The organism is Arthrobacter sp. DualSoilB13 (assembly GCF_055389195.1).
Genome location: NZ_AP035865.1, coordinates 1511823 through 1533456, shown reverse-complemented (window position 1 = coordinate 1533456; position 21634 = coordinate 1511823). Strand labels below are relative to the sequence as shown.

23 protein-coding genes are annotated in these 21634 nt (G+C 62.7%); 3 read left to right on the top strand and 20 right to left on the bottom strand.

What is annotated here, in order from left to right:
- Positions 1–62 precede the first annotated feature (62 nt).
- From ACZ5J0_RS07140 to ACZ5J0_RS07125, 4 genes are all read right to left on the bottom strand, one after another.
- Positions 63–1754 (bottom strand): ribonuclease J, encoded by a 1692-nt coding sequence (locus tag ACZ5J0_RS07140; protein ID WP_142939636.1) that lies wholly within the window; start codon positions 1752–1754, stop codon positions 63–65.
- A 6-nt stretch (positions 1755–1760) separates the two neighbouring features.
- The gene (dapA, locus tag ACZ5J0_RS07135; protein WP_142939637.1) at positions 1761–2693 is read right to left on the bottom strand and encodes a 4-hydroxy-tetrahydrodipicolinate synthase; all 933 of its coding nucleotides are present in this window, start codon (positions 2691–2693) and stop codon (positions 1761–1763) included.
- A 202-nt stretch (positions 2694–2895) separates the two neighbouring features.
- Positions 2896–3231, bottom strand: a complete 336-nt coding sequence (locus ACZ5J0_RS07130; RefSeq protein WP_166842814.1) for a hypothetical protein — start codon at positions 3229–3231, stop codon at positions 2896–2898.
- A 112-nt stretch (positions 3232–3343) separates the two neighbouring features.
- Entirely contained in the window at positions 3344–4327 is a 984-nt protein-coding gene (locus ACZ5J0_RS07125; protein ID WP_223942235.1) for a GDSL-type esterase/lipase family protein, read from the bottom strand.
- 50 nt (positions 4328–4377) lie between these two features.
- Here ACZ5J0_RS07125 and ACZ5J0_RS07120 point away from each other — a divergent pair, with 50 nt between their 5' ends.
- On the top strand, positions 4378–5613 hold the full coding sequence (locus tag ACZ5J0_RS07120) for a heparan-alpha-glucosaminide N-acetyltransferase domain-containing protein (RefSeq protein WP_464094484.1): 1236 nt from the start codon (positions 4378–4380) through the stop codon (positions 5611–5613).
- On the opposite strand, the gene ACZ5J0_RS07115 is transcribed toward ACZ5J0_RS07120, so the two are convergent.
- Genes ACZ5J0_RS07115 through ACZ5J0_RS07075 form a run of 9 tightly spaced genes read right to left on the bottom strand, consistent with a single transcriptional unit; the run spans position 5589 to position 13261 of the window.
- A complete protein-coding gene (locus ACZ5J0_RS07115; RefSeq protein WP_014921283.1) occupies positions 5589–6077 on the bottom strand; it encodes a hypothetical protein in 489 nt (162 codons plus the stop codon). The genes ACZ5J0_RS07120 and ACZ5J0_RS07115 overlap by 25 nt on opposite strands.
- Positions 6078–6081: 4 nt before the next feature.
- Positions 6082–6840 (bottom strand): 4-hydroxy-tetrahydrodipicolinate reductase, encoded by a 759-nt coding sequence (gene dapB / locus ACZ5J0_RS07110; protein ID WP_464094483.1) that lies wholly within the window; start codon positions 6838–6840, stop codon positions 6082–6084.
- Between the two features lie 51 nt (positions 6841–6891).
- A complete protein-coding gene (locus ACZ5J0_RS07105) occupies positions 6892–7347 on the bottom strand; it encodes a molybdenum cofactor biosynthesis protein MoaE (RefSeq protein WP_142939642.1) in 456 nt (151 codons plus the stop codon).
- Positions 7337–7834 carry a MogA/MoaB family molybdenum cofactor biosynthesis protein gene (locus ACZ5J0_RS07100; RefSeq protein ID WP_464094482.1) on the bottom strand — a complete coding sequence of 166 codons (498 nt, stop codon included), beginning with the start codon at positions 7832–7834 and terminating at the stop codon, positions 7337–7339. The genes ACZ5J0_RS07105 and ACZ5J0_RS07100 overlap by 11 nt, the downstream gene beginning before the upstream one ends.
- Entirely contained in the window at positions 7831–8361 is a 531-nt protein-coding gene (moaC, locus tag ACZ5J0_RS07095) for a cyclic pyranopterin monophosphate synthase MoaC (protein WP_142939644.1), read from the bottom strand. The genes ACZ5J0_RS07100 and moaC overlap by 4 nt, the downstream gene beginning before the upstream one ends.
- A complete protein-coding gene (locus tag ACZ5J0_RS07090) occupies positions 8349–9575 on the bottom strand; it encodes a molybdopterin molybdotransferase MoeA (RefSeq protein WP_166842821.1) in 1227 nt (408 codons plus the stop codon). The genes moaC and ACZ5J0_RS07090 overlap by 13 nt, the downstream gene beginning before the upstream one ends.
- 59 nt (positions 9576–9634) lie before the next feature.
- Positions 9635–11215, bottom strand: a complete 1581-nt coding sequence (locus ACZ5J0_RS07085) for a molybdopterin-dependent oxidoreductase (protein ID WP_223942228.1) — start codon at positions 11213–11215, stop codon at positions 9635–9637.
- Positions 11212–12474, bottom strand: a complete 1263-nt coding sequence (locus ACZ5J0_RS07080; RefSeq protein ID WP_464094481.1) for a sensor histidine kinase — start codon at positions 12472–12474, stop codon at positions 11212–11214. Before ACZ5J0_RS07080 ends, ACZ5J0_RS07085 begins: the two co-directional genes overlap by 4 nt.
- Positions 12461–13261: a response regulator gene (locus ACZ5J0_RS07075; RefSeq protein ID WP_166842824.1), complete on the bottom strand. Its 801-nt coding sequence runs from the start codon at positions 13259–13261 to the stop codon at positions 12461–12463. Before ACZ5J0_RS07075 ends, ACZ5J0_RS07080 begins: the two co-directional genes overlap by 14 nt.
- Before the next feature lie 150 nt (positions 13262–13411).
- Here ACZ5J0_RS07075 and moaA point away from each other — a divergent pair, with 150 nt between their 5' ends.
- Entirely contained in the window at positions 13412–14551 is a 1140-nt protein-coding gene (gene moaA, locus ACZ5J0_RS07070) for a GTP 3',8-cyclase MoaA (RefSeq protein WP_223942225.1), read from the top strand.
- Positions 14552–14555: 4 nt separating this feature from the next.
- Positions 14556–14822 (top strand): MoaD/ThiS family protein, encoded by a 267-nt coding sequence (locus ACZ5J0_RS07065; protein WP_142939649.1) that lies wholly within the window; start codon positions 14556–14558, stop codon positions 14820–14822.
- Positions 14823–14852: 30 nt separating this feature from the next.
- Here the strand turns inward: ACZ5J0_RS07065 and ACZ5J0_RS07060 are convergent, their stop codons facing one another.
- From ACZ5J0_RS07060 to ACZ5J0_RS07030, 7 genes are all read right to left on the bottom strand, one after another.
- On the bottom strand, positions 14853–15314 hold the full coding sequence (locus ACZ5J0_RS07060; protein ID WP_142939650.1) for a DUF1579 family protein: 462 nt from the start codon (positions 15312–15314) through the stop codon (positions 14853–14855).
- 88 nt (positions 15315–15402) lie between these two features.
- On the bottom strand, positions 15403–16746 hold the full coding sequence (locus tag ACZ5J0_RS07055; protein ID WP_250819902.1) for a M16 family metallopeptidase: 1344 nt from the start codon (positions 16744–16746) through the stop codon (positions 15403–15405).
- A gap of 81 nt (positions 16747–16827) precedes the next feature.
- On the bottom strand, positions 16828–19080 hold the full coding sequence (locus ACZ5J0_RS07050) for a polyribonucleotide nucleotidyltransferase (protein ID WP_464094480.1): 2253 nt from the start codon (positions 19078–19080) through the stop codon (positions 16828–16830).
- Between the two features lie 243 nt (positions 19081–19323).
- Entirely contained in the window at positions 19324–19593 is a 270-nt protein-coding gene (gene rpsO, locus ACZ5J0_RS07045; protein ID WP_142939652.1) for a 30S ribosomal protein S15, read from the bottom strand.
- Positions 19594–19713: 120 nt separating this feature from the next.
- Positions 19714–20736: a bifunctional riboflavin kinase/FAD synthetase gene (locus ACZ5J0_RS07040; protein ID WP_142939653.1), complete on the bottom strand. Its 1023-nt coding sequence runs from the start codon at positions 20734–20736 to the stop codon at positions 19714–19716.
- A gap of 88 nt (positions 20737–20824) precedes the next feature.
- Positions 20825–21259: a hypothetical protein gene (locus tag ACZ5J0_RS07035; RefSeq protein WP_223942222.1), complete on the bottom strand. Its 435-nt coding sequence runs from the start codon at positions 21257–21259 to the stop codon at positions 20825–20827.
- Between the two features lie 20 nt (positions 21260–21279).
- Positions 21280–21633 (bottom strand): hypothetical protein, encoded by a 354-nt coding sequence (locus tag ACZ5J0_RS07030; protein ID WP_142939655.1) that lies wholly within the window; start codon positions 21631–21633, stop codon positions 21280–21282.
- Between the last annotated feature and the right edge of the window lies 1 nt (position 21634).

Here is a 21634-nt window from a genome sequence, read left to right as displayed (position 1 = left end):
ACCCCAAGGGGGCCTGAAATCCGCGGATTTCAGGCCCCCTTGGCATTCATGTTGCTGGCTGGCTACGCTTCCAGGATTACCGGGATAATCATGGGGCGGCGGCGAAGCTTCCGGTTGACCCACGTACCGATGATCCTGCGGACCACCTGCTGCAACTGATGGTTGGTGTGATCTGCGTGGTTAAGCACAGCTTCTTCGAGCGCGGCGTTGATCTTGGGAATGATCTCGTCGAACACTGAGTCATCCTCGGCCACCCCGCGGGCGTGAATCTCAGGGCCGGACACGATCTTGCCAGTAGTGCGGCTGATGACCGTGATGATGGAAATGAAGCCCTCGTCCCCCAGGACTCGTCGGTCCTTGAGATCGGCGTCGGTGATTTCGCCCACGCTGGAGCCGTCCACGTAGACGAACCCGACCTCTACTTGGCCGACGATGTTCGCCATGTGGTCCTTGAGGTCAATCACCGTGCCGTTGTCGCTCAGAATGATGCTGTCCGAAGGAACTCCGGACTCGGCAGCAATGTTGCCGTTGGCAATCAAATGGCGTGTTTCACCGTGGACGGGCATCGCATTGAGGGGCTCAAGGATGTTGTAGCAGTAGAGCAGTTCCCCAGCGGCAGCATGCCCGGATACGTGAACTTTGGCTGTGCCCTTGTGGATCACATCGGCGCCGAGTTTCAGGAGGCCGTTGATGATACGGAACACGGCGTTCTCATTGCCCGGGATGAGACTGGAGGCAAGGATGACGGTATCGCCCTTGCCAACAATCACACGGTGGTCACCGTTGGCCATGCGGGAAAGCGCTGCCATCGGCTCACCCTGCGAGCCTGTGGACATGAGGACCACGCGGTCATCCGGCATGGTGTCGATGTTCTTGATGTCCACCAGGATGCCTTGCGGGACATCGAGATACCCGAGTTTGGCGGCGATAGCCATGTTGCGGACCATTGAACGGCCAACGAAGGCCACTTTGCGGCCATGTTTGGCGGCCGCATCCAGAACTTGCTGGACACGGTGAACGTGGGACGAGAACGAAGCCACGATGATGCGCTTCTTGGCCTGGCCGAACAGCCGGTCCAGCGTGGGGCCGATTTCCTTCTCGGCAGTGGTGAAGCCCGGCACGTCCGCGTTAGTGGAGTCTGCCATGAAGAGGTCCACGCCCTCTTCACCAAGGCGCGCGAAGTGCCGAAGATCGGTGATACGGCCATCCAGCGGCAATTGATCCATCTTGAAGTCGCCTGTGTGAAGCACAGTGCCGCCCTCGGTGCGGATGAAAACTGCCAAAGCGTCCGGAATGGAGTGGTTGACTGCAACGAACTCGCACTCGAACGGGCCGAACTGTTCCACCTGCCCTTCAGTGACGGTCAGCGTGTACGGCTTGATCCGGTGTTCCTGAAGCTTGGCTTCCACCAACGCAAGAGTCAGCTGGGATCCGATCAGCGGGATATCGGCTTTGAGGCGCAGGAGGTAGGGAACCGCGCCAATATGGTCCTCGTGGCCGTGAGTCAGCACAACGCCCACCACGTCCTGCAGCCGGTCTTCGATGTACGAGAAGTCAGGAAGGATCAAGTCGACGCCCGGCTGGGTCTCCTCGGGGAAGAGCACACCGCAGTCAACGATCAGCAATTTGCCATCGATTTCGAAGACCGCCATGTTGCGGCCAATCTCTCCCAGTCCACCGAGCGGGACAATCCGTAGCGTGCCTTTGGGCAGTTTGGGCGGAGTAACCAGTCCGGGAAGGGCGGTTTGGGTCATGTTTTGCTACTTTCCGGCGGAACCGTCCTGGACGTCGAAGTCCATTCCGGCTTCCGCCAAATCCCCGCGGATGATGTCGATCTCGGCCACGTCCGGCTCCACGAGGGGCAAACGGACAACCGAGTTGGGCAGGACTCCCTGCCACTTGAGAATCTGTTTGGCGGCTACTGCGCCTTGGACCCGCGTCATGGTTGCACGTATGACGGGTTCCAGTTCAAAATTAATGGCCCTGGCCTTGGCGAGGTCGTTGGCGTTGACGGCGTCGATCAGCTCACGGAAGCGGCGCGTGGCTACATGCGTGGTAACGCCCACCAGGCCGACGGCTCCGAGGGCCATCCACTGCAGCGTCAATCCGTCATCGCCGGAGTAGAAGAGCAGGTCCGTCTCAGCCATGACGCGTGTCGCGGCGGCGAAGTCGGCCTTGGCGTCCTTGACGGCCACAATGTTCTGGTGCTTCGCCAGCGCGATCATGGTCTCCGGAGCGATCGCAATGGAGGAACGGCCCGGAATGTCGTAGAGCATAACAGGCAGGTCAGTGGCAGAGGCAATCGTCTCAAAGTGTGCGCGAACGCCCGCCTGGCTGGGCTTGTTGTAGTACGGGGTGACGATCAGGAGACCATCAACGCCCAGTTCAGCCGCACGCTGCGAGAGGTGCACCGAGTGGGCGGTGTCGTTAGTGCCGGTGCCGGCAATGATGGCAGCCTTGCCGCCAACGGCCTCTTTGACCGCCCGGAACATGCCGAGATTCTCGTCGTCTGTCAGGGTTGAGGTTTCTCCAGTGGTGCCGGTGACCACGAGTCCATCGCAACCATCCTGAACAAGCTTTTCCGCCAGTGCCGCGGCTTGGTCATAATCCACCTTGCCGTCCTCAGTGAACGGGGTGACCATGGCGGTCAGCAGGGTACCAAGGGCGGGAACGTTAGCGCGCAAGTCAGACATATGAAAAACGTTACCCTGTGACGGGCTTGTTGGAAGAATGGATCCCGCCTAATGGTCCCCATTAACCGCGATGGTCCTCAATAACCGCGGCTACCTGTAGTGCGCGGCTACCTGTAGTGATCGAGGCGCGGGGGCTCCAACCGCGGCATGAGAGCTTCCGTGCAGGTGCGACTCCCGCGCCGCCGCGAGTGGCACCTTCCAGTCATGCTGGCTTAGGCGCCCGCGTTGGCTCTTCTGCGCAATACCGAGCAACGGCCCGCTCCTTAAGTTGCTCCGCCCAAGCCACCAGGCGCTGCGAGGCGCGAACGTACTCGAAGAGTTCCAGGGGCGTCAGTGAAGCCAAATCCGTCTCGGACAGGCGTCGGGCGAGCTCGGCCCCCGGTTGCTGCTCAGCCAGGACAGTACCTTCACGCCGCCACTGGGTGTCTTCCGGAGGCTCGCCGGCCACGAGCTGCCTGAACAGGAAATCGACGACCCCGGGGCTCATCGCTTTCATGGGTCCTTGAATACCTTCTGGCGGCTTGGGAGCATCGTTCATGCAGCCATATTATTCGAACATATATTCGAACACAAGAGCTTCGTTTTACAGTTGTGGCCACAAACCCCAACAGTGACGTGCGTTTGGTGAGCACTCACTCCAGCAAAACGGCTCAGCCGGTGGCTACTGCGGCCAGGCGCGGCCCCAGCCGCTCAGCCATCAGCCGGTAGCCCTCGTTGTTGGGATGCAACGTATCGGGCATCAAAGCAACGGCTTCCTCCATCGCGAAGACGCTGGCACCGTCGAGCAGGTGAACGTTTGCATCCCCGCGTTCTCGGACCGTCCGGACGACGTCGGCTACTGCTTTCCTGTAGTCAGCCAGCGTCCAGCCTGCAGAGTTGGGCACATTTTCCCGGGGAACCGACAACACAGGAGAAATGACCGCAATGGGCACGCCAGGGTGTGCCCGACGAACATTGCTGACAAACCCCAGGACCTGGCTTGCGAACGTCCTTCCCGAGAAGGCGGCGACGTTGTAACTGTTGATGCCCAGGCACAGGGAAATGATATCTGCCGGAAGTTGCGAGATCGTGCTCTCGACCGCGGGGTCCAGCTGACATTCGCCCCCGAAGCCCAAGGACTGCAATCGCCAGCCGAGTTCCCTGGCCACCAACGCCGGCCACGCCTCGGAGGGACCATTTGCCGTCCGGCATTGGGTGATGGAACTTCCGTAGGCGATCCACCTCCTACCCGTTTCCGCGGCAACCTTCACGTCCTGACCTTTCAGGGAAACCTCCAGCACCCTCAGGAAACCATAGTGCGGCAGCCACACCTGAACTCTGGAGTGAGGCGGCATATTATCAAGGTCAAGGTCATGACTGACACGTCCAGCCCCAGGGACCCGATGCCGGAGAACTCCATTTACCAGGACGTCGAAGGGAGATCCGTCCTCCGGACCTTCGGCTTCAATCACCACATGCCCCGACGTTGCCGTCCACGTCGCGTGGATTCCGGCGCACATCCTGGCACGCTCCTCCAGCCCATTCGTGGCTGGGGGCATGAACAGCGCCGAATCAAGGCGTCTGAACTGCTGCCATCCATCGGAGTCGTGAACGACCTCGAAAGCTCCGGCCCACTGGGCGTTCACAGATTCCATGGCATGGAACTCTACCGCCAGCGCGCGGTTGATTATGAGACGATCGCTGAATGACTTCGCAAGAGACGGCGCCTCCGCGAAATGCCCCCGGCAAACGCACGGTCTCCTCTCGGCTCTCGGGAATCGATGCCGCAAGAGGCGCGGCTTTGCTGGGAATGATGGCCACGCACTTGATGCCCACGTTCGGACCGTCCCCGCAGTGGGAACCGACCTTTGTGGGATTGGTGTTCTCAGGCAGGTCGGCGGCGCTGTTCGCAGTCCTCGCCGGCATCGGGCTGGCGCTCAGTACGGGCAAACAGGAGCCCCGCAGCGGCACGGAATTGTGGGCTGCCCGGCGAGGAGTTGCCATGCGCGCCTTGGTGATTGCCGTCGTCGGCCTGATGTTGGGAGGCCTTGACGTCAACGTCGCAGTGATCCTGGTTCACTACGCCGTCCTTTTCCTGTGCATCCTGCCGTTTCTGGGCCTCCGACTCAAGGCACTTTGCTTCTGGGCCCTCGGCTGGGTCTTTTTCTCTCCGCTGCTTGCGTTTCTGGTCCGGCCGCTGCTGCTGGACGCCGCACCTCCCCTGACGTTGGGCCATAACCCCAATTGGGAGGATTTCGGGACTCCTGCACGCCTCCTCGCCGACCTCTTTTTCACCGGCTATTACCCTGTGTTCCAGTGGATCTCCTACTTGTTGATCGGACTGGTGATAGGCCGTTTGGCGCTGACCACCGCGAGGATCCAATTGCTGCTGGTGACGTGCGGGATCGCGGTGGCCGGCGTGGCGAAAGTCGTCGGGATCCTGGCCATGGAGGCATGGGGTGGCCGCACTGCCTTGTCAGCCCTCCCTGTCACCAGGGGCTATCCCTTGGAAAGCATGCTTCAGGTGAACGTTACCGGCTTGGAACAGACCGGCTCCTGGTGGTGGCTGGCAACGGCAGCCCCGCATGCCGGGACCACCTTGGACCTGCTGCACAGCGGCGGCGTTGCTGCGGCCGTAGTGGGGTTGTTCCTGCTGCTTGGCACGTTGGCGGAGCGGATCAGGATCAATTTCCTGGTCCTGCTGAGCGGGCCGGGTGCCATGACCCTGAGCCTCTACTCTGCCCACGTCTGGGTGGTGTCCGCCTTCACCAACCAGCCTTTGCCTTCGGGGTGGACGGACGAAGGGATGTACTGGGCCCAAGCCCTCACTGCCGTTGCGATTGGCGTTTGTTTCGCGGTGCTGCAGCACCGCGGACCATTGGAATGGGTAGCCCACACCGCATCACGCCTTGGCAGTCACCGGCCTGCGGCAGTGGGCTGAGAGCGGAAGAGTTTCACGGCATCGCGCATGGACGCGCGGGCACGTTTGCGGTCCCCGGAGGCATCGTACGCGCAGCTCAATCGGAACCAGGACCGCCAGTCCTCGGGTGCGGCTTCTGCTTCGGCGCGGTACTTCTCAAACTCTGCGTCAGCGGCCGCTCGGACAATGCGCCCGCCCGGGGTGCGCGGAAGGTCATCAACGGGCAAACCGCCCTCGGCTTCCAGGACCTTGGCCATCTGCTCGGTGCGTGCACCGAAAAGCAGCTCGCGGATGAGTGCCCACGCGCCAACAACCGGCAGGACCAAGTAAGCGGCCCCGATTCCCTTGGCAACCAGATTGGGGTCACCGAGCAACAGGAAGGAGCGTTGCACCGAAACCACCAGGTATAGGACCAACAGTAAGGTGATGGCACCTACCCAGATTTTGGTGCGGTTCTTCTTCAGGGACGTCCAGAAATTACCCATGGCTTTAGAGACCCAAGTCCAGGTAGCCATCCAAGCCCACGGTAAGGCCGGGGTTGGCTGCAACTTTACGAAGCCCCAGAAGGACTCCGGGCATGAAGGAGGCTCGGTCGAAGGAGTCGTGGCGCAACGTCAGCTGCTCACCGGGACCACCGAAAAGCACTTCCTGGTGAGCAACCAAACCGCGCAGGCGCACGCTGTGGACTCGAACCCCGTCCACGTCGCAGCCTCTTGCACCGTCCAGTGATGTTTCCGTGGCGTCAGGGCTCGCCGCGACGCCGGCTTCCTGGCGCGCTTCAGCTATCAGCTGCGCCGTGCGCACTGCCGTTCCGGATGGGGCGTCCACCTTGTTGGGGTGGTGCAGTTCGATAATTTCCACGGACTCGAAGTATTGCGAAGCCTTGGCCGCGAAAGCGGTGGCGAGCACAGATCCCAGGGCGAAGTTCGGGGCGATCAGAACACCGGTGTCCGGCTTTTGCTCCAAGAGGCTTCGCAAGGAATCGAGCCGGCGGGCGTCCCAGCCGGTGGTACCCACAACTGCGTGGATGCCGTGCTCTACGGCGAACCGGACGTTGGCCTCCGTGGTGTCCGGAACGGTGAGGTCAACAACATACTGTGCACCGGCGTCGAGCAGTTTCTCCAAGGAATCGCCGCGGCCCAAAGCGGCCACCAGCTTCATGTCTCCGGCTGCCTCAACAGCCTTGACGGCTTCCATTCCCATACGCCCGTGGGCACCCAGCACTGCAACAGCAAGTTGTTCGGTCATGCCGTTAACCCTACCGCCGGGTCGGAGCCCGGGAGGAACCGTGACTCGGGCCTACTCCCCTGCCCCGACCCATTCCACAGTGCCATCAGTGAAGAACTGTTCCTTCCAAATGGGGACCTGCTCCTTGACCCGGTCCACAAGCTCGGCACACACAGCGAACGCCTGGCCGCGGTGGGCAGCAGCCACCGCACATACCAGCGCGGGGTCCCCGATCTCCAACATGCCGATCCTGTGGGCAGCCCAGATCCGAACCGGTTGTGCAGCTTCTCCGGAGTGCTCTGCCACCAGCTGCGCCACGACCTCTGACATCACCTGGTGGGCTGTGGGATGCGCGCTGTAGCTCAGCCGGTCCACAGCCTTGCCGCTGTCGTGGTTTCGGACGACGCCACTGAAGCTGACAACGGCTCCCGCGGTATCCGATTCGACCGCCTTGATGGCTTGGTCCACGGAAATCGGCTCGGCGCTGAGAACGGCGCTGACCACTTCAAAGTTTGTTTCAGTGCCCATGATTTCCTTCCAACTGTTCACAAAGGTGCCCGATCACAGGGTCCAGGACAGCCAAGCCGTCCATGACGCCTTTCGGGGATCCAGGCAGGTTGATGATAAACGTCTTCCCTACTGTTCCGGCGTGGCCACGGCTGAGCATGGCCATGGGGGTTTTGGCAGCGCCGGCGCGGCGAATGCCTTCCATGATGCCCGGAATCTCGCGCTCAAGCAGCGGCAGCGTCATTTCCGGTGTGCGGTCATCCGGGCTAAGGCCCGTGCCGCCGCTGGTGATCACTACGGCTGGATCCTGGGTCAGGAGAGCCCTTAGGGCAGCGCCAACTGGCTCACCGTCCGGCACCACCATGGTAGGGAAAGCATCGAAACCGTGTTCGGTGAGCCAATCGAGGATGATCGGACCTGTCTCATCGGCGTAGACTCCAGCGGCCGCGCGGGTTGACGCGATCACGATGCCGGCTTTCCGCAGCGTGTTCGGCTCGCACGCACTCACGCGCCGGCCTCACGTGGCGTTGATACTCCAGAGACGTCCCAGTCCCCGCTTTTTCCGCCGCTCTTGGCCAAGACCCGTATATCGGTCAGCACTGCATGCTTGTCCACGGCCTTGATCATGTCGTAGACGCTCAAGGCCGCCACCGAGGCCGCCGTCAGGGCTTCCATTTCGACGCCGGTCACGCCTTTGGTCTTGACCGTTGCCAGGATGCCAATCGAGTCGGTGTCCAGCTCAAAGTCCACGGTGACCTTGGAGATCGGCAATGGATGGCACAACGGAATCAGATCGGGGGTCTTCTTTGCCGCCATGATCCCTGCGACGCGCGCCACGGCGAGGGCATCGCCCTTGGGCAGCTCGCCGGCACCCAGCAGGGCCAGCACCGCGGGCGTGCTGCGGACAGTGGCCGTGGCAGTCGCAACACGAGTAGTGACGGCTTTTTGGGAGACGTCCACCATCTGCGCGGTGCCGTCCTGCCTGAGGTGGGTCAGGCCACCGGAATTTTCGGGAGTGTGGTTCACAGCATCCATACTTCCACTTCGTCCCCTTCGGCGAGTTCCGTGACGTCGCCGGGGATCTGCACCAGGGCGTTTGCCCGGGCCAGGGCATGGACCAGGTGGGAACCTGCGCCACCTTCCATCCGGACCGTGCCATCGGTGCCCATGGTTCCGCGGCGAACCTGGTGTTTTCCTTCCGGGGAGGTCAGCGATTCGCTCAGGCGTGCCCTGACCACCGGCCTCGGGGCAGGGGTTCCCTGTACCTGCGAAAGGGCGGGCCGGAGAAACATTTCGAAGGAGACCAGGCAACTGACCGGGTTCCCCGGAAAGCCCAGGAAGGGCACGCCCTCAAAGGTGCCCAATCCTTGCGGTCCGCCTGGCTGCATGGCGACCGGCTGGAATTCCACCGGCTGGTTCGCCATGGCTTGCCGGACTACCTCGTAGGCGCCCTTGCTCACTCCCCCGGTGGTGACGATGAGATCTACCCGGTCCTCCGCCGGCCCGGTATGACGACGAAGGACCGCCAGCAGTTTGGAGGGATCGTCTTCGGAAATCCCGGTGCGGACCACGTCCAGGCCGGCCTGTCGCATGGACGCTTCGAGCAGTGTCCCGTTGGAATCGAAGATCTTGCCTGCTGTGAGTTCGGACCCCGGCTCCACTACCTCATCTCCGGTGGTGACCAGGAGGACACGGCAGGGTTGGCGGACCTGAACGGTTGTCAGGCCCAGGGCGGCCAGCAAGCCCAATTGTGCAGGCCCCATCCGCGTACTGGCGGCCAACGCCAGCGCACCCTTGCCGATGTCGCTGCCGCTGTCCCGGACGTAGGTGCCGGAGGCGACTGAAGGCAGGACCACGGTAGCCTCGCCCGCTGCAGGGTCCGGGAAAGTGTTCGGCGTGGCCTTTTCAATGGGCACGACGGCGTCGGCCCCCTCGGGGATCACGGCTCCGGTCATGATGGGGGCGGCAAAGCCGGGCTTGAGAGCTGCCGGCGCGGCACCTGCCGGAACCGGCTCCGCTACCCGGAGCTCCGCACCGCCGTCGGGGATATCTGCTGAGCGGACGGCGAATCCGTCCATTTGGGAGTTGGCGAACGGGGGCAGTGACAGTGGCGCGTGGACGTCGACGGCGAGCGCCCTACCCAGTGCCTCCAGTAATGGCATGCGGAGGTGCCCTTTGTCGGCTAGGACACCGGTCAGCAGTTCCACCACTGCCTGGCGGTGGGCTGCAACAGATCTGGGCACGGACATCCTCCTGTGTGGACACGCTGGCTTCCGGCGAAACCTCCGGACGTACCCAGACTAGGGCCTCAGCCCACTTTGACGTTGATGGTGTGATAGCCGGTGGCACCATCCGGGGCTACCGGCGCTTTGTCTTCAGTCTGAGGAACACCGGTGGAATCGGTTGCCCGGACCTGCACTTCGTAGTCCCCTGGCGTGAGATCGAGGCCCAACTGCCACTGATACCAGGTGTCTGAGGAGATCGGGCTGGCCAGCGCTGCCTGCTGCCATGGTCCGCGGTTGACGCGGAGCTCTACGCGGTTGACTCCCCTGTGCTGGGCCCAGGCTACGCCGCCGAACTGCACCTTGCCTGCTTGGACGCTCCGGCCGCTGCGGGGTACATCGATGCGCGATTGCGTCTTGATGGGACCTCGATCGCTCCAACCACGGGGCGTCCAGTACGCGGTGTCGTCGGCGAAGCGTGTGACCTTGAGTTCAGTGAGCCATTTGGTGGCCGAGACGAAGCCATAAAGTCCCGGCACGATCATCCGCACGGGGAATCCGTGTTCCAGCGGGAGCGGCTCTCCGTTCATGCCTACGGCCAGGAGCGCGTCACGGTCATCTGTGAGGGCCTCCAAGGGAGTGCTGGCCGTCCAGCCGTCGTTACTGGTGGAGAGGACCATGTCCGCGCCGGCCTTGGGTCCTGCCATGGCCAGGAGTTCCCGTACGGGCCAGCCCAGCCAGAGGGCATTGCCGATGAGGTCGCCACCTACATTGTTTGACACGCAGGCGATGGTGATGTGGCGTTCTGTCATGGGCTTGGCCAGGAGGGTGGCGAAGTCCATTTCAACTTCGCGTTCCACCATTCCGGTGACCTTCAGTTTCCAGGCAGGAGGATCGATGGCCGGCACCGTCAAGGCGGTGTCGATCCTGTAGAAATCCGCGTTCGGGGTGACCAGGGGGCTGATGCCATCCACGGGAAGGGACGCACCTGCAGGAATGGCTTGCGCCGGCGTGGCGGGTTCCGGGAGCGTCATGGAACCGCGGAAACCTGACGCCACTGCTGTAGCCCTGGTGAGGACAGTGGTCACTGTTCCGGCCACGACGGCGGCGAGTGAGGTTCCAGCCAAGGCGTTCAGAAAGCTCCGCCGAGCCAGTGGTGCCTCCTCACGGCCGGGGGTTTCTTCGGAGGGAGCCCAGGTTGCGAGCCGACGTATGAGCGTTCGCAGCAGCAGCATGGTGACAATGGCGGCAACGATCGGTGCAAGGGCCGCTTGGGGGCTCGCTTGGGCTCGGGTCACGACGGCGGTCAGTCCGGCTGCGCCCGCCAGTCCAGCCAGTGCCAGGCCCCAGCCGGTGCGGCGACGTTCCAGGATGCCAGCAAGCGCCGCCAGAATTCCTGCGACGCTCACAATGCAGGCCACCAGCACGATCTTGTCTGCAGTACCGAACAACTGCACCGCCAGATCCTTGACCCCGGGCGGTACGGCATCGATCACCGCACCACCGAGGGCTGTAACAGGCGATACCAGGGGGCTCAGGAGACCGGCAGCCAGTTCGCCCGCCGCGATCCCCGCGGCGCCGGCTGCTACGCCGGCGGCTGCCGCCCACAGCGCGGGCCTGCCCATGGTGCCTCGCTGCTGGGTGGTACCGGGTGCGAGCGTACTCATGAGATGCCTCCATGGCGGTGTTCTCTGGCGATGGGTTGATGGGTGGGAGTCATTGATGTCATGGACGGCATCCGCGATTCCGATGAGGGTGCCTTGGCCGGAAGTGACAGCGCAAAGCGGCAACCGCCGTCGACGTTATCCACGGTGACCGCTCCCCCATGCGCCTTGACGATGCCAGCCACCATGCTCAGGCCGATGCCTGCCCCGCTGTAGCTGCCTTGCATCTCTTCCGTAGTGCGACGGGCGGGGTCTTTCTGCCATCCCGTTTCGAACAGGTGCGGAAGGTCCTCGTCCGGGATGCCGCCGCACTGGTCCTCCACAGCGATCACGGCGTTCCCGCCGGAACCTCCAACGCGTTCGCCGCCGACGCTGATGTGGACGTCGCTGCCGGGTTCGCTGTAGATGATGGCGTTGAGAAGTATGTTCCGCACGGCCCGGGCGAGGCTTGGTCCGTCGGCGACGGCCATGCACTCACGGTCACCGCCGCCGTCGAGCCTGATGCCTTTCCTGGCGGCTAGCGGCGCCAGGTCAGAGATCGCGTCGCTGACGAGGTCGTACAAGTCCAGCGGTTCGGCACGCAGGCGGAGGGTGCCGGCCTGAATCTTGGACAGCTCCAGGAGGTCGTTGACCATGGCCGTCATCTGCTCTGTCTGCCCGATGATCTTCCGGTAATAGCCCTGCACATCTGATGCCATACCGTCTTCAAGGGCCTCGGTCATGGCGCGCATGCTGGCCAATGGTGTACGGAGGTCATGGGATATCCATGACACCAGCTCCCGGCGGGCGGCCTCAATAGCAGCTTCGCGTTCCCGCGATTCGACCAGGCTGCGGCTGCTGGCCTCAAGTTCCTGGGCCAATTCGGCGAGTTCGGATGTCATGGCGGGAGCGCTCCCCCGACCCTCGGCCACGGTATGTTCCAGTGTTTCGCCACGACCAAGGCGTCGGGCAGCGTCAACAAGGTGGGCCGCATTGCGTGAGACGCCGGCACCGAGCATCAGAGACAGAGCCACGGCGACGGCTGAGGCAGTGGCCAGGATGTACCACATGACCTCAAGGTCCCGCGCGGAAATGAACATCGCGTTGAAGGCACTGACCATTCCTGCCACCAGCACAGCTACAGTGGCAACCACCACCAGGCAGATCTGGGCGAGTACCGAGGCCCGGCGGAGCAGCCTGAGAAGCGCCCACGTGGCGGTCCCAATGACCACAGCCCAGAACAGGACCCATGCCAGGATGATCCACAGCTCACTGCCTTCCATGGTCACCCCCTGAAACGTTGGGCCCCGACACGTCGGGCCCTGACACGTCGGGCCGCACAGTTTCGGTCTCAGACCGCTTGCCATCGAAGCGGTAGCCAACGCCCCAAACTGTCTTAAGCAGTTCGGGTTTGGTGGGGTTGGCTTCTATCTTCTCCCGTAGGCGCCGGACGTGAACGGTGACGGTAGACAGATCACCGAAGTCCCAGCCCCATACGGCCTTGATGAGTTCTTCCCGGCTGAAGACCTGGTTGGGCCTTCGCATCAGGAAAGCCAGGAGGTCGAATTCACGGACCGTCAGAGCCAGCGGAACTCCGTGGTGCGTCACGGTCCGGGAGGCAGGATCCAGTTCCAGTCCTGCGGCTTCCACCGGCGGTTCCGGAGTGAACTCCTTGATACTCCGGCGCAGTACCGACTTCACCCGGAGGACCAGTTCACGCGGGGAAAAGGGTTTGGTGACGTAGTCATCCGCGCCCATCTCCAGGCCCAAAATCCGGTCATCTTCGGTTCCCAAGGCTGTGACCATGATGACGGGAACGCTCATGCTTAGACGAAGCCGGCGGCACACCTCCACGCCGTCCAGTCCTGGCAGCATACGATCCAGGATGACAAGATCGGGTTGCCGCGTGGCCGCAAGGTCGAGTGCGGTGAAACCATCCCCCGCCATGTCCACCTGGAAACCGGCTTTGAGCAGGTAGTCACGTACGACGTCGGCAATGGTCTGTTCATCCTCCACCAGGAGGATCCGACGATTCCCCGGCTCCGCTGCTGATGCCGCATTTGTGGTCACGCTTTCAGCATAGGTTTGCTGACGGTGGCCGGCACGCGTTCCTGGCCCAAAGTGCACAAGCGTTTGGAATCCGTAAGAACTGTGTGGGTAAAGGACTCTGCGACTGTAACGGGTGTCACTGATCCAGCCACGGTGGCGTAGCCTGAATTTATGAGTGTTCAGCTAGGCATGCCGGTGCCCCCTCCGGGCGGCGCGGCAGGCAGCCCGGAAAGCGGCGTTGCAGTTCCGCCACCACGTCCAGCCGGCACGCCCACCGGGCTGTGGGATCGTTATGGCCGCCGCGCAACGGATATGCGCCTTTCCTTGACGGACAAGTGCAACCTGCGCTGCACCTACTGCATGCCTGCCGAGGGACTGGAATGGCTCTCGAAACAGGCAGTGATGACCAGGGACGAGATAGTCCGAATCGTCCGTGTCGGCGTCAACGCCCTGGGCGTGCGGGAACTCCGCCTGACTGGTGGCGAGCCCCTGGTCCGCGCCGACTTGGTGGACATCATTGCCGGCATCCGCGCGGACCACCCGGACCTCCCCATCTCCATGACCACCAATGGCGTGGGACTGGATAAGAAGGCCGCAGCACTGAAAGCCGCGGGCCTTACCCGCATCAATGTCTCGCTCGATTCCCTCCATGAGGAGACCTTCACCAAACTTACCCGTCGCCCCTTCCTGGATCGCGTCCTGGCCGGCGTGGATGCCGCTTGGGCGGCCGGGTTGGGCCCGGTAAAACTGAACGCTGTGCTGATGCGCGGCATCAACGACGCCGAGTCGCCGGATCTTCTGGAATGGGCCCTGGGCCGCGGCTACGAACTCCGCTTCATCGAACAAATGCCCTTGGACGCGGACCACGGCTGGACCCGACGCAACATGATCACGGCCGCCGAGATTCGTGGACTGCTCTCCCGAGACTTCGTGCTGGACAACGACCCCCGCGAGCGGGACGGCGCACCGGCCGAACGGTTTGAAGTACGACGCCGGGACGCGGCAACGGGCGTCGCCACAGGGCCGGTCCTCGGTACAGTCGGCATCATCGCATCAGTCACTGAGCCGTTCTGCTCCGACTGCCGCCGTACCCGCATCACCGCGGAGGGCAAGATCATGAGCTGTCTTTTCTCCCGCGAAGAATTCGACCTGTTGGGCCTCCTTCGTGAAGGTGCCACGGATGACCAATTGGCGTCGCGGTGGCAGGACGCCATGTGGGTCAAACCCAAAGCCCACGGCATGGACCACACAGGTCTCGGCGCAGCGGACTTCGTCCAGCCGGACCGCAGCATGAGCGCAATCGGAGGCTGAACCTTTGCTTGTCCGTTACTTCGCTGCCGCACGCGCGGCCGCCGGGGTGGAAGAAGAACTTCACTCCCTCCCGGAAGGAACCAGCCTGGAGGCGCTGCTGGAAGCTGCCCTCGCCGTCGAACGTCCGCTTCCCCCCGAAGGCACGCCGCCGCTCGCCAGGATCGTGGCACGCAGCAGTTTCCTTCGCAACGAGGTGGCCGTCCGCGACCGTACAGCTCCCTTGGGAAGCGACGACGTCATCGACGTATTGCCGCCGTTCGCCGGAGGCTAGGACCGCACAGGGCGCCAGCGCTGCGCGGGTTCACGCTTTCCGGAACACGCTCTTCAACAACGGGCTGAACTCAGCGGATCCTTCAAGCCTCAAGTCTGCGGTGTGTACCAGGACGCCATCGTCCACGCGGAATGTGTGCCGGGCTACGCCGTCGGCTGTCCGCCGGTCCAGGGTCAACGTGCCTGCATTCCATGTCCCACGGACCGGGCTCGCCGGTGGCCGTCCCATGCTGTCCACGTAGTACCACAGCGTGTCGCCGTGGTCCCGGTCAACAGTGAACATGCCATGACCTTCGAAATGCGTGCCGTCGGCTTCGCGGTGCCTATAGCTCTGAACCACGGCATATCCGCCCGCAGCCTTGGTAAACACCGCCTCGGCTTCTGCAGTCCGAGCAGTTCCCCAAGGAGACGCTGCGATCTCCGTAATGCCGCGCCAATGACCAAGGAAATCCCGCAGCATCTCCGCGGCTTGGCCGCTTGAGGGCGCATCCATCAGGGCTCCAAAGTAGTCAGGGCAGCATCATCGTGTGATCATGCTGCCCTGTTTACAGTGCGGGAGTCCAGAGGTTCCGGACGGGAACCTAGAGCCCGAAAGTTTCGGTTTCCTCAAAAGGACCAACAACAGTGATGGTCCGGGGCGCCGCTGCGAGTTCACGGGCGAGGTCCTGGACATCCTCTACGGTGACGGCCTTGATGCGTGCCAGGGTCTCGTCGATGTCCTGGAACTCCCCGGACACCAATTCCGCCCGGCCAAGACGCGACATCCGGGAGCCCGTGTCTTCGAGCGCGAGGACAATCCCGCCGCTAAGCTGCCCCACAGCCTTCCGGAGCTCTTCTTCGGTGATACCTTCCTTGGCGAGCTTGTCCAGCTCAAGGCCCAGGAGTTCCAACACCTGGCGGACCTTGGAAGGCGTGCAGCCGGCATACATTCCGAAGTAGCCAGCGTCCGCATACGCGGCAGTGAAAGAGTAGGTGGAGTACACCAGGCCGCGCTTTTCACGAATTTCCTGGAACAGGCGTGAGGACATGCCTCCGCCCAGTACGGCATTGAGCACGCTCATGACAAACCGGCGGTCATCGGTGGCAACGATCGTTGGGCAACCCATGATGATGTTGGCTTGCTCCACAGGACGCTTTACTACGTGCAGTCCGGCCGTGCCCGTGATGACGGCACGGTTCGTGCCCCGGCGGTCTACCGGCGCGGCGTCGGCGTCCAGCTGCCATCCAGCAGCTGTCAGGGCATCCACAACCAGCTGGCAGACGACGTCGTGATCCAGTCCGCCGGCTGCGGTGATGACCAGTTCCTCCGGTCGGTAGTAGCGCTGGTAGTGCGCCCACACCGAATCCCTTGCCACGGCTCTAATAGCATCCGGCGTTCCCCCGATAGGCCGTGCCAGCGCGTGGTTGCCCAGGACAGCGGCCACGAACTTCTCATGGGCGACGTCCGTGGGGTCGTCGCTGTCCATGGCGATCTCCTCAAGGATGACGTCGCGTTCCTGCTCCAATTCGGCAGGATCCAAGACCGCACCGGTGATCATGTCCGCGATGACGTCGATGGCCATGGGGAGGTCTGTATCCAGGACCCTGGCGAAGTAGCAGGTGCTTTCCTTGGCTGTGGCCGCGTTGGATTCACCGCCCACCTCGTCGAAGGCGGACGCGATTTCCAAGGCTGTGCGCCGTTTGGTGCCCTTGAACAACAGGTGCTCAAGAAAGTGTGTGGAACCATGCTGGCCGTCCGCTTCATCACGCGAACCCACTGCCACCCAGAACCCTATGGTGGCCGAACGCTGACCGGGCATTGCCTCGGTGAGGACGCGCACGCCGCCGGGCAGGACCGAGCGCCGCACGACGGAACCGCCCTCGGCACCATGGATCAATTCGCCGCCGGGAAGGGTCTGTTCCAGTGGCAAGGGTACGACAGTCATTAAGGCCTTTCAGGTTAAGGCCGGAAGGGCCGGTGGAGCTTTTTCAAGCCCACCGGCCCTGCCGGGTGTACTGCTTACAGACTACTCTGCGGACTCTTCAGCGGCCTCGGCCGGAGCGTCCTCTGAGGCTGCTCCTTCTTCCTCGGCAACAACCGGGGAGAGGGAAAGCTTTCCGCGGTCATCGATCTTGGTGATCTCGACCTGGACCTTCTGGCCCACGGAGACGACGTCATCCACGTTGTCCACGCGCTTGCCATTGGCCAGCTTGCGGAGCTCGGAGATGTGCAGCAGGCCGTCCTTGCCCGGGGTGAGGGAAACGAAAGCGCCGAAGGTGGTGGTCTTGACGACCGTACCCAGGTAGCGCTCACCGATTTCCGGTACCTGCGGGTTGGCGATGGCGTTGATGGCGGAGCGTGCTGCGTCGGCAGACGGTCCGTTGGTGGCGCCGATGTAGACAGTGCCGTCATCCTCGATTGAGATGTCCGCGCCCGTGTCTTCCTGGATCTGGTTGATCATCTTGCCCTTGGGGCCGATGACCTCGCCGATCTTGTCCACGGGGATCTTGACGGCGATAACGCGCGGCGCGAACTCGGAGAGCTCGTCCGGGGTGTCGATCGCTGCGTTGATGACCTCGAGGATGTGGAGGCGGGCTTCGCGGGCCTGCTTCAGTGCTGCTGCCAGCACGGAAGCGGGGATGCCGTCGAGCTTGGTGTCCAGCTGGATAGCTGTGACGAACTCGGAAGTACCTGCCACCTTGAAGTCCATGTCACCGAAAGCGTCTTCGGCGCCGAGGATGTCCGTCAGGGCTGCGTAGCGGGTCTGGCCGTCAACCTGGTCGGAAACCAGGCCCATGGCGATACCGGCAACAGCTGCCTTCAGCGGCACACCTGCGTTAAGCATGGAGAGTGTGGAAGCACAGACGGAACCCATGGAGGTCGAACCGTTGGAACCGAGGGCCTCGGATACCTGGCGGATCGCGTAGGGGAACTCTTCACGGGTGGGCAGAACCGGCACCAGAGCGCGCTCTGCCAGGGCACCGTGGCCGATTTCGCGGCGCTTCGGGGAACCGACGCGGCCGGTTTCACCGGTGGAGTAAGGCGGGAAGTTGTAGTTGTGCATGTAGCGCTTGCGCGTTACCGGCGACAACGAGTCGATCTGCTGCTCCATCTTGAGCATGTTCAACGTGGTGACGCCCATGATCTGGGTTTCGCCGCGCTCGAAGATTGCAGAACCGTGAACGCGGGGCAGAACCTCTACCTCGGCAGTCAGCTGGCGGATGTCCGTCAGGCCACGGCCGTCGATGCGGACCTGGTCCTTGAGGATTCGCTGGCGCACAACGTGCTTGGTGACCGAGCGGAAAGCTGCGGACAGTTCTTTCTCGCGGCCCTCGAACTGGCCGGCAAGTGCACCCAGGACTTCGTCCTTGAGCTCGTCCGAGGCGTTGTCGCGGTCCTGCTTGTCAGCGATCTGGAAGACAGCGGCCAGCTTGTCGGCAGCAGCGGCTTCAACAGCGGCGTAGACGTCGTCCTGGTAATCCAGGAAGACCGGGAACTCAATCGTGGGCTTGGCAGCGCGTGCTGCCAGGTCAGCCTGTGCTTCACAGAGTGCCTTGATGAACGGCTTGGCAGCCTCGAGGCCCTCGGAAACAACCTCTTCGGTAGGAGCGGTTGCGCCCTGTTCCTTGATGAGGTTCCAGGAGTTGTCCGTGGCTTCGGCTTCAACCATCATGATGGCGACGTCGTCACCTGCAATGCGGCCGGCAACAACCATGTTGAACACGGCGTTCTCGAGCTGGGAGTGCTTGGGGAAAGCGACCCACTGCGAACCCTGTTCGTCGGCGATGAGGGCGACGCGGACGCCACCGATCGGGCCGGAGAACGGGAGGCCGGAAAGCTGCGTGGACATCGAGGACGCGTTGATGGCGACGACGTCGTAGAGCTCATCGGGGTTGATGGCCAGAACGGTCACCACGATCTGGACCTCGTTGCGCAGGCCCTTCACGAAGGCGGGGCGCAGCGGGCGGTCCATGAGGCGGCAAGCCAGGATGGCTTCGGTGGACGGGCGTCCTTCGCGGCGGAAGAACGAGCCCGGGATACGGCCGGCAGCGTACATGCGCTCCTCGACGTCAACCGTCAGCGGGAAGAAGTCGAAACCTTCGCGCGGCTGCTTGCCTGCCGTGGTTGCCGAGAGCAGTGCGGTGTCTTCGTCGATGTAGACCATCGAGGCGCCAGCTGCCTGCTTGGCAAGGCGGCCGGTTTCGAAGCGAATGACGCGCTTGCCAAAACGGCCGTTGTCGATAATGGCTTCGGAGAACTGGATTTCGGGACCCTCCATAGAGAGTCACCTCCGTTTCTGTTAGCGGAAGTCCGCCGCATCAACCCAGGCCTCTTCTTTTTTCCTGGCCTGTACTACACCCGGTCATCGATCGAGATCCACGGGCGTTGGCATCGTCACAGATGATGTTCCCGGGAATCACTACCGAGGACCGCGAATGCGCGATGCGGTTGATTCCTGTTTTTAGTTGTTGGTGAAAAAGGCGGCCCGTTCCGCTGGGGACCGGGCCGCCCCTAAGTCAGACTAGCGGCGCAGGCCGAGACGCTCGATGAGCGCACGGTAGCGGGCGATGTCAGTGTTCTTCAGGTAGGTAAGCATGCGCTTGCGACGACCAACCATGGCCAGCAGACCGCGCTGGGTGTGGAAGTCGTGCTTGTGCTCCTTCATGTGCTCAGTCAGATCTTTGATCCGCTGAGTCAGGACTGCAACCTGGACCTCGGGTGAACCGGTGTCGCCTTCAGTGGTTGCGTATTCCTTGATGATGGACTGCTTTACAGCGGCGTCAAGTGCCACGTGAACTCCTAGAGTTGTGCCGTGCCTCCCGCAACAGCGCCTCGCTGACGGGTTGTCCCTGGTACGTTGCCGCACACAAAAACAGGTCCAGCCGCCACGGACTGCAGCCGGATCCACTGATCAGTTTACCGGCACGTCAGCAGTGTTGTCGAAATGCCCCTGGCGCCGGGTCAACAGTTCGTGCGCCTGGGCTACGTCGAGGCACATTTGTTCGACCAAAGCCTCCGGCCCACGGTAGGCCACCATGCCGCGCAGGCGCTGCGTAAATTCGACGGCAACATTCTGCCCGTAGAGGTCGAAGTCTTCCACGTTCTCTTCGGGGCGGTCGATCACGTGCGCTTCCACCTGCCGGCTGACGCCGTCGAAGGTGGGGTTCGAACCAACGGAGATTGCGGCGGGCCAGCGCGTGCCGGCTTGGTCGATCAGCCACCCCGCGTAAATGCCGTCAGCTGGTACGTATCCGGTGGAATCATGGGAAAGGTTTGCCGTCGGAAAGCCGAGATCCCGTCCCCGGGCCGCTCCGTGCACCACTTCACCGCGCATGCGGTGGGGGCGGCCCAACACCGCGGCAGCTGTAACTACATCGCCTTCGCTCAAGGCCTCCCTCACCCAGGTGGAGGAACAGCGGCGGTCGGCATCGCCGTCGTCATGGACCGGGAAGCCTCCTGCGCCGTATTCATGGACAACCTGCACCCCGAAACCGAGCTGGTCGCCCAGTTCCTGCATAGTGAGAACGTCGCCGGAATTGCCGGCGCCGAAGCGGAGGTCGTGACCAACAACGACGTGCGCGGCGTGAAGTCCCTCAACCAGGATTTCACGGACAAACTCCAAGGGCGTCATGGCGGCGAGGTCGAGGGTGTACTTCATCACCAACACAGCGTCCACCCCGGTGTCGCCCAGGGCGTCCAGTTTGTCCCGGAGCCCCATGATCAGCTCAGGAGCAGAATCCGGCCTGTGGACCTGAGCGGGATGGGGATCGAAGGTCACGGCAACCGAGGGGATGTTGTGCCGCTTGGCTGTGTCGGTCACTTGCGACAGAACATGCTGATGACCCCGATGGACGCCGTCAAAGTTCCCGATGGTAACGACAGTAGGTCCGAAGTCCTTGGGGACTTCAGTGGGATCGTTCCAGATGTGGACCATCAACCTCGCCTTTTACTGCAGATGTTCGTTCCGCCCGGCAACCTCCCGGCGCCGGAACAATCTAAGGTTACCCGCTAGGGTGTTTGACTCAGGACGGTCGGCGTTTGTTGAGCCACAAAAGGCCCAGGATCGGCAGGACCAGCGGAACAAAGCCGTATCCACGTCCGAACAGGGACCACACGGTGTCATGCGGGAAAGCAATTGGATCAAAGAGGCTGATCGCTCCTACCACCAGCACACCCACAAGCTCAGTGAGCACGGCAGCCAGGGAAACCTTGAACCAAGTGCGGCCCGGCTTGGCAAGCGAGACAGTCGCCACTATGTAGACGACGGCGGCGAACGCCGACAAGATGTGCGCCAAGGGAGCTTCGGCGAACTTGGTGGCGATCTGGTAACCGGCACGAGCTGTGGCCGACAACGCAAATATTGCGTAGACCGCGATCAGCAGGCGTCCGGGGCCGGTGTTGCGTGTGTCCTTCCGCTGCGGCTGCCGGTTGGCCGGGTTGGTCTCGGTTCCAGTCACGTTGTGTTCTTTCTTCAAGGTCAGTACCAGATCTGATTCATGCGGGCGGCCATCACCAGGGCAGTAACGCCCACTGCAGCCAGGACAAAGTTGCTCCAGCGGGTCCGTTCAAGGATGGCCCAATAGACAGCTCCCAGGGGAATCATCATGGCAACGATGAGGTAGCCCCAGAACTCCCAGGCTTCACCGGCCATCTGTTCGCCCATGGCCACCCGGACGATCGAGCCCACCAGATACACCACCAGAACCAGCTCAACGGCGAGTACGGAAAAGATGGTGGGGTCGTTCGGGGCCTTCTTCATCAAACCAGCCACGATGCACATGACCGTGGACACCAATCCGACGATCAGGATGGCGTAAAAGTATCCGTCCATG

Coding starts and splice junctions, on each gene's coding strand:
- ACZ5J0_RS07140 (WP_142939636.1), bottom strand. CDS start 1,754: ATGACCCAAACCGCCCTTCCCGGACTGGTTACTCCGCCCAAACTGCCC.
- dapA (WP_142939637.1), bottom strand. CDS start 2,693: ATGTCTGACTTGCGCGCTAACGTTCCCGCCCTTGGTACCCTGCTGACC.
- ACZ5J0_RS07130 (WP_166842814.1), bottom strand. CDS start 3,231: ATGAACGATGCTCCCAAGCCGCCAGAAGGTATTCAAGGACCCATGAAA.
- ACZ5J0_RS07125 (WP_223942235.1), bottom strand. CDS start 4,327: ATGGAATCTGTGAACGCCCAGTGGGCCGGAGCTTTCGAGGTCGTTCAC.
- ACZ5J0_RS07120 (WP_464094484.1), top strand. CDS start 4,378: ATGACTTCGCAAGAGACGGCGCCTCCGCGAAATGCCCCCGGCAAACGC.
- ACZ5J0_RS07115 (WP_014921283.1), bottom strand. CDS start 6,077: ATGGGTAATTTCTGGACGTCCCTGAAGAAGAACCGCACCAAAATCTGG.
- dapB (WP_464094483.1), bottom strand. CDS start 6,840: ATGACCGAACAACTTGCTGTTGCAGTGCTGGGTGCCCACGGGCGTATG.
- ACZ5J0_RS07105 (WP_142939642.1), bottom strand. CDS start 7,347: ATGGGCACTGAAACAAACTTTGAAGTGGTCAGCGCCGTTCTCAGCGCC.
- moaC (WP_142939644.1), bottom strand. CDS start 8,361: ATGGATGCTGTGAACCACACTCCCGAAAATTCCGGTGGCCTGACCCAC.
- ACZ5J0_RS07090 (WP_166842821.1), bottom strand. CDS start 9,575: ATGTCCGTGCCCAGATCTGTTGCAGCCCACCGCCAGGCAGTGGTGGAA.
- ACZ5J0_RS07085 (WP_223942228.1), bottom strand. CDS start 11,215: ATGAGTACGCTCGCACCCGGTACCACCCAGCAGCGAGGCACCATGGGC.
- ACZ5J0_RS07080 (WP_464094481.1), bottom strand. CDS start 12,474: ATGGAAGGCAGTGAGCTGTGGATCATCCTGGCATGGGTCCTGTTCTGG.
- moaA (WP_223942225.1), top strand. CDS start 13,412: ATGAGTGTTCAGCTAGGCATGCCGGTGCCCCCTCCGGGCGGCGCGGCA.
- ACZ5J0_RS07060 (WP_142939650.1), bottom strand. CDS start 15,314: ATGGATGCGCCCTCAAGCGGCCAAGCCGCGGAGATGCTGCGGGATTTC.
- ACZ5J0_RS07055 (WP_250819902.1), bottom strand. CDS start 16,746: ATGACTGTCGTACCCTTGCCACTGGAACAGACCCTTCCCGGCGGCGAA.
- ACZ5J0_RS07050 (WP_464094480.1), bottom strand. CDS start 19,080: ATGGAGGGTCCCGAAATCCAGTTCTCCGAAGCCATTATCGACAACGGC.
- ACZ5J0_RS07040 (WP_142939653.1), bottom strand. CDS start 20,736: ATGGTCCACATCTGGAACGATCCCACTGAAGTCCCCAAGGACTTCGGA.
- ACZ5J0_RS07030 (WP_142939655.1), bottom strand. CDS start 21,633: ATGGACGGATACTTTTACGCCATCCTGATCGTCGGATTGGTGTCCACG.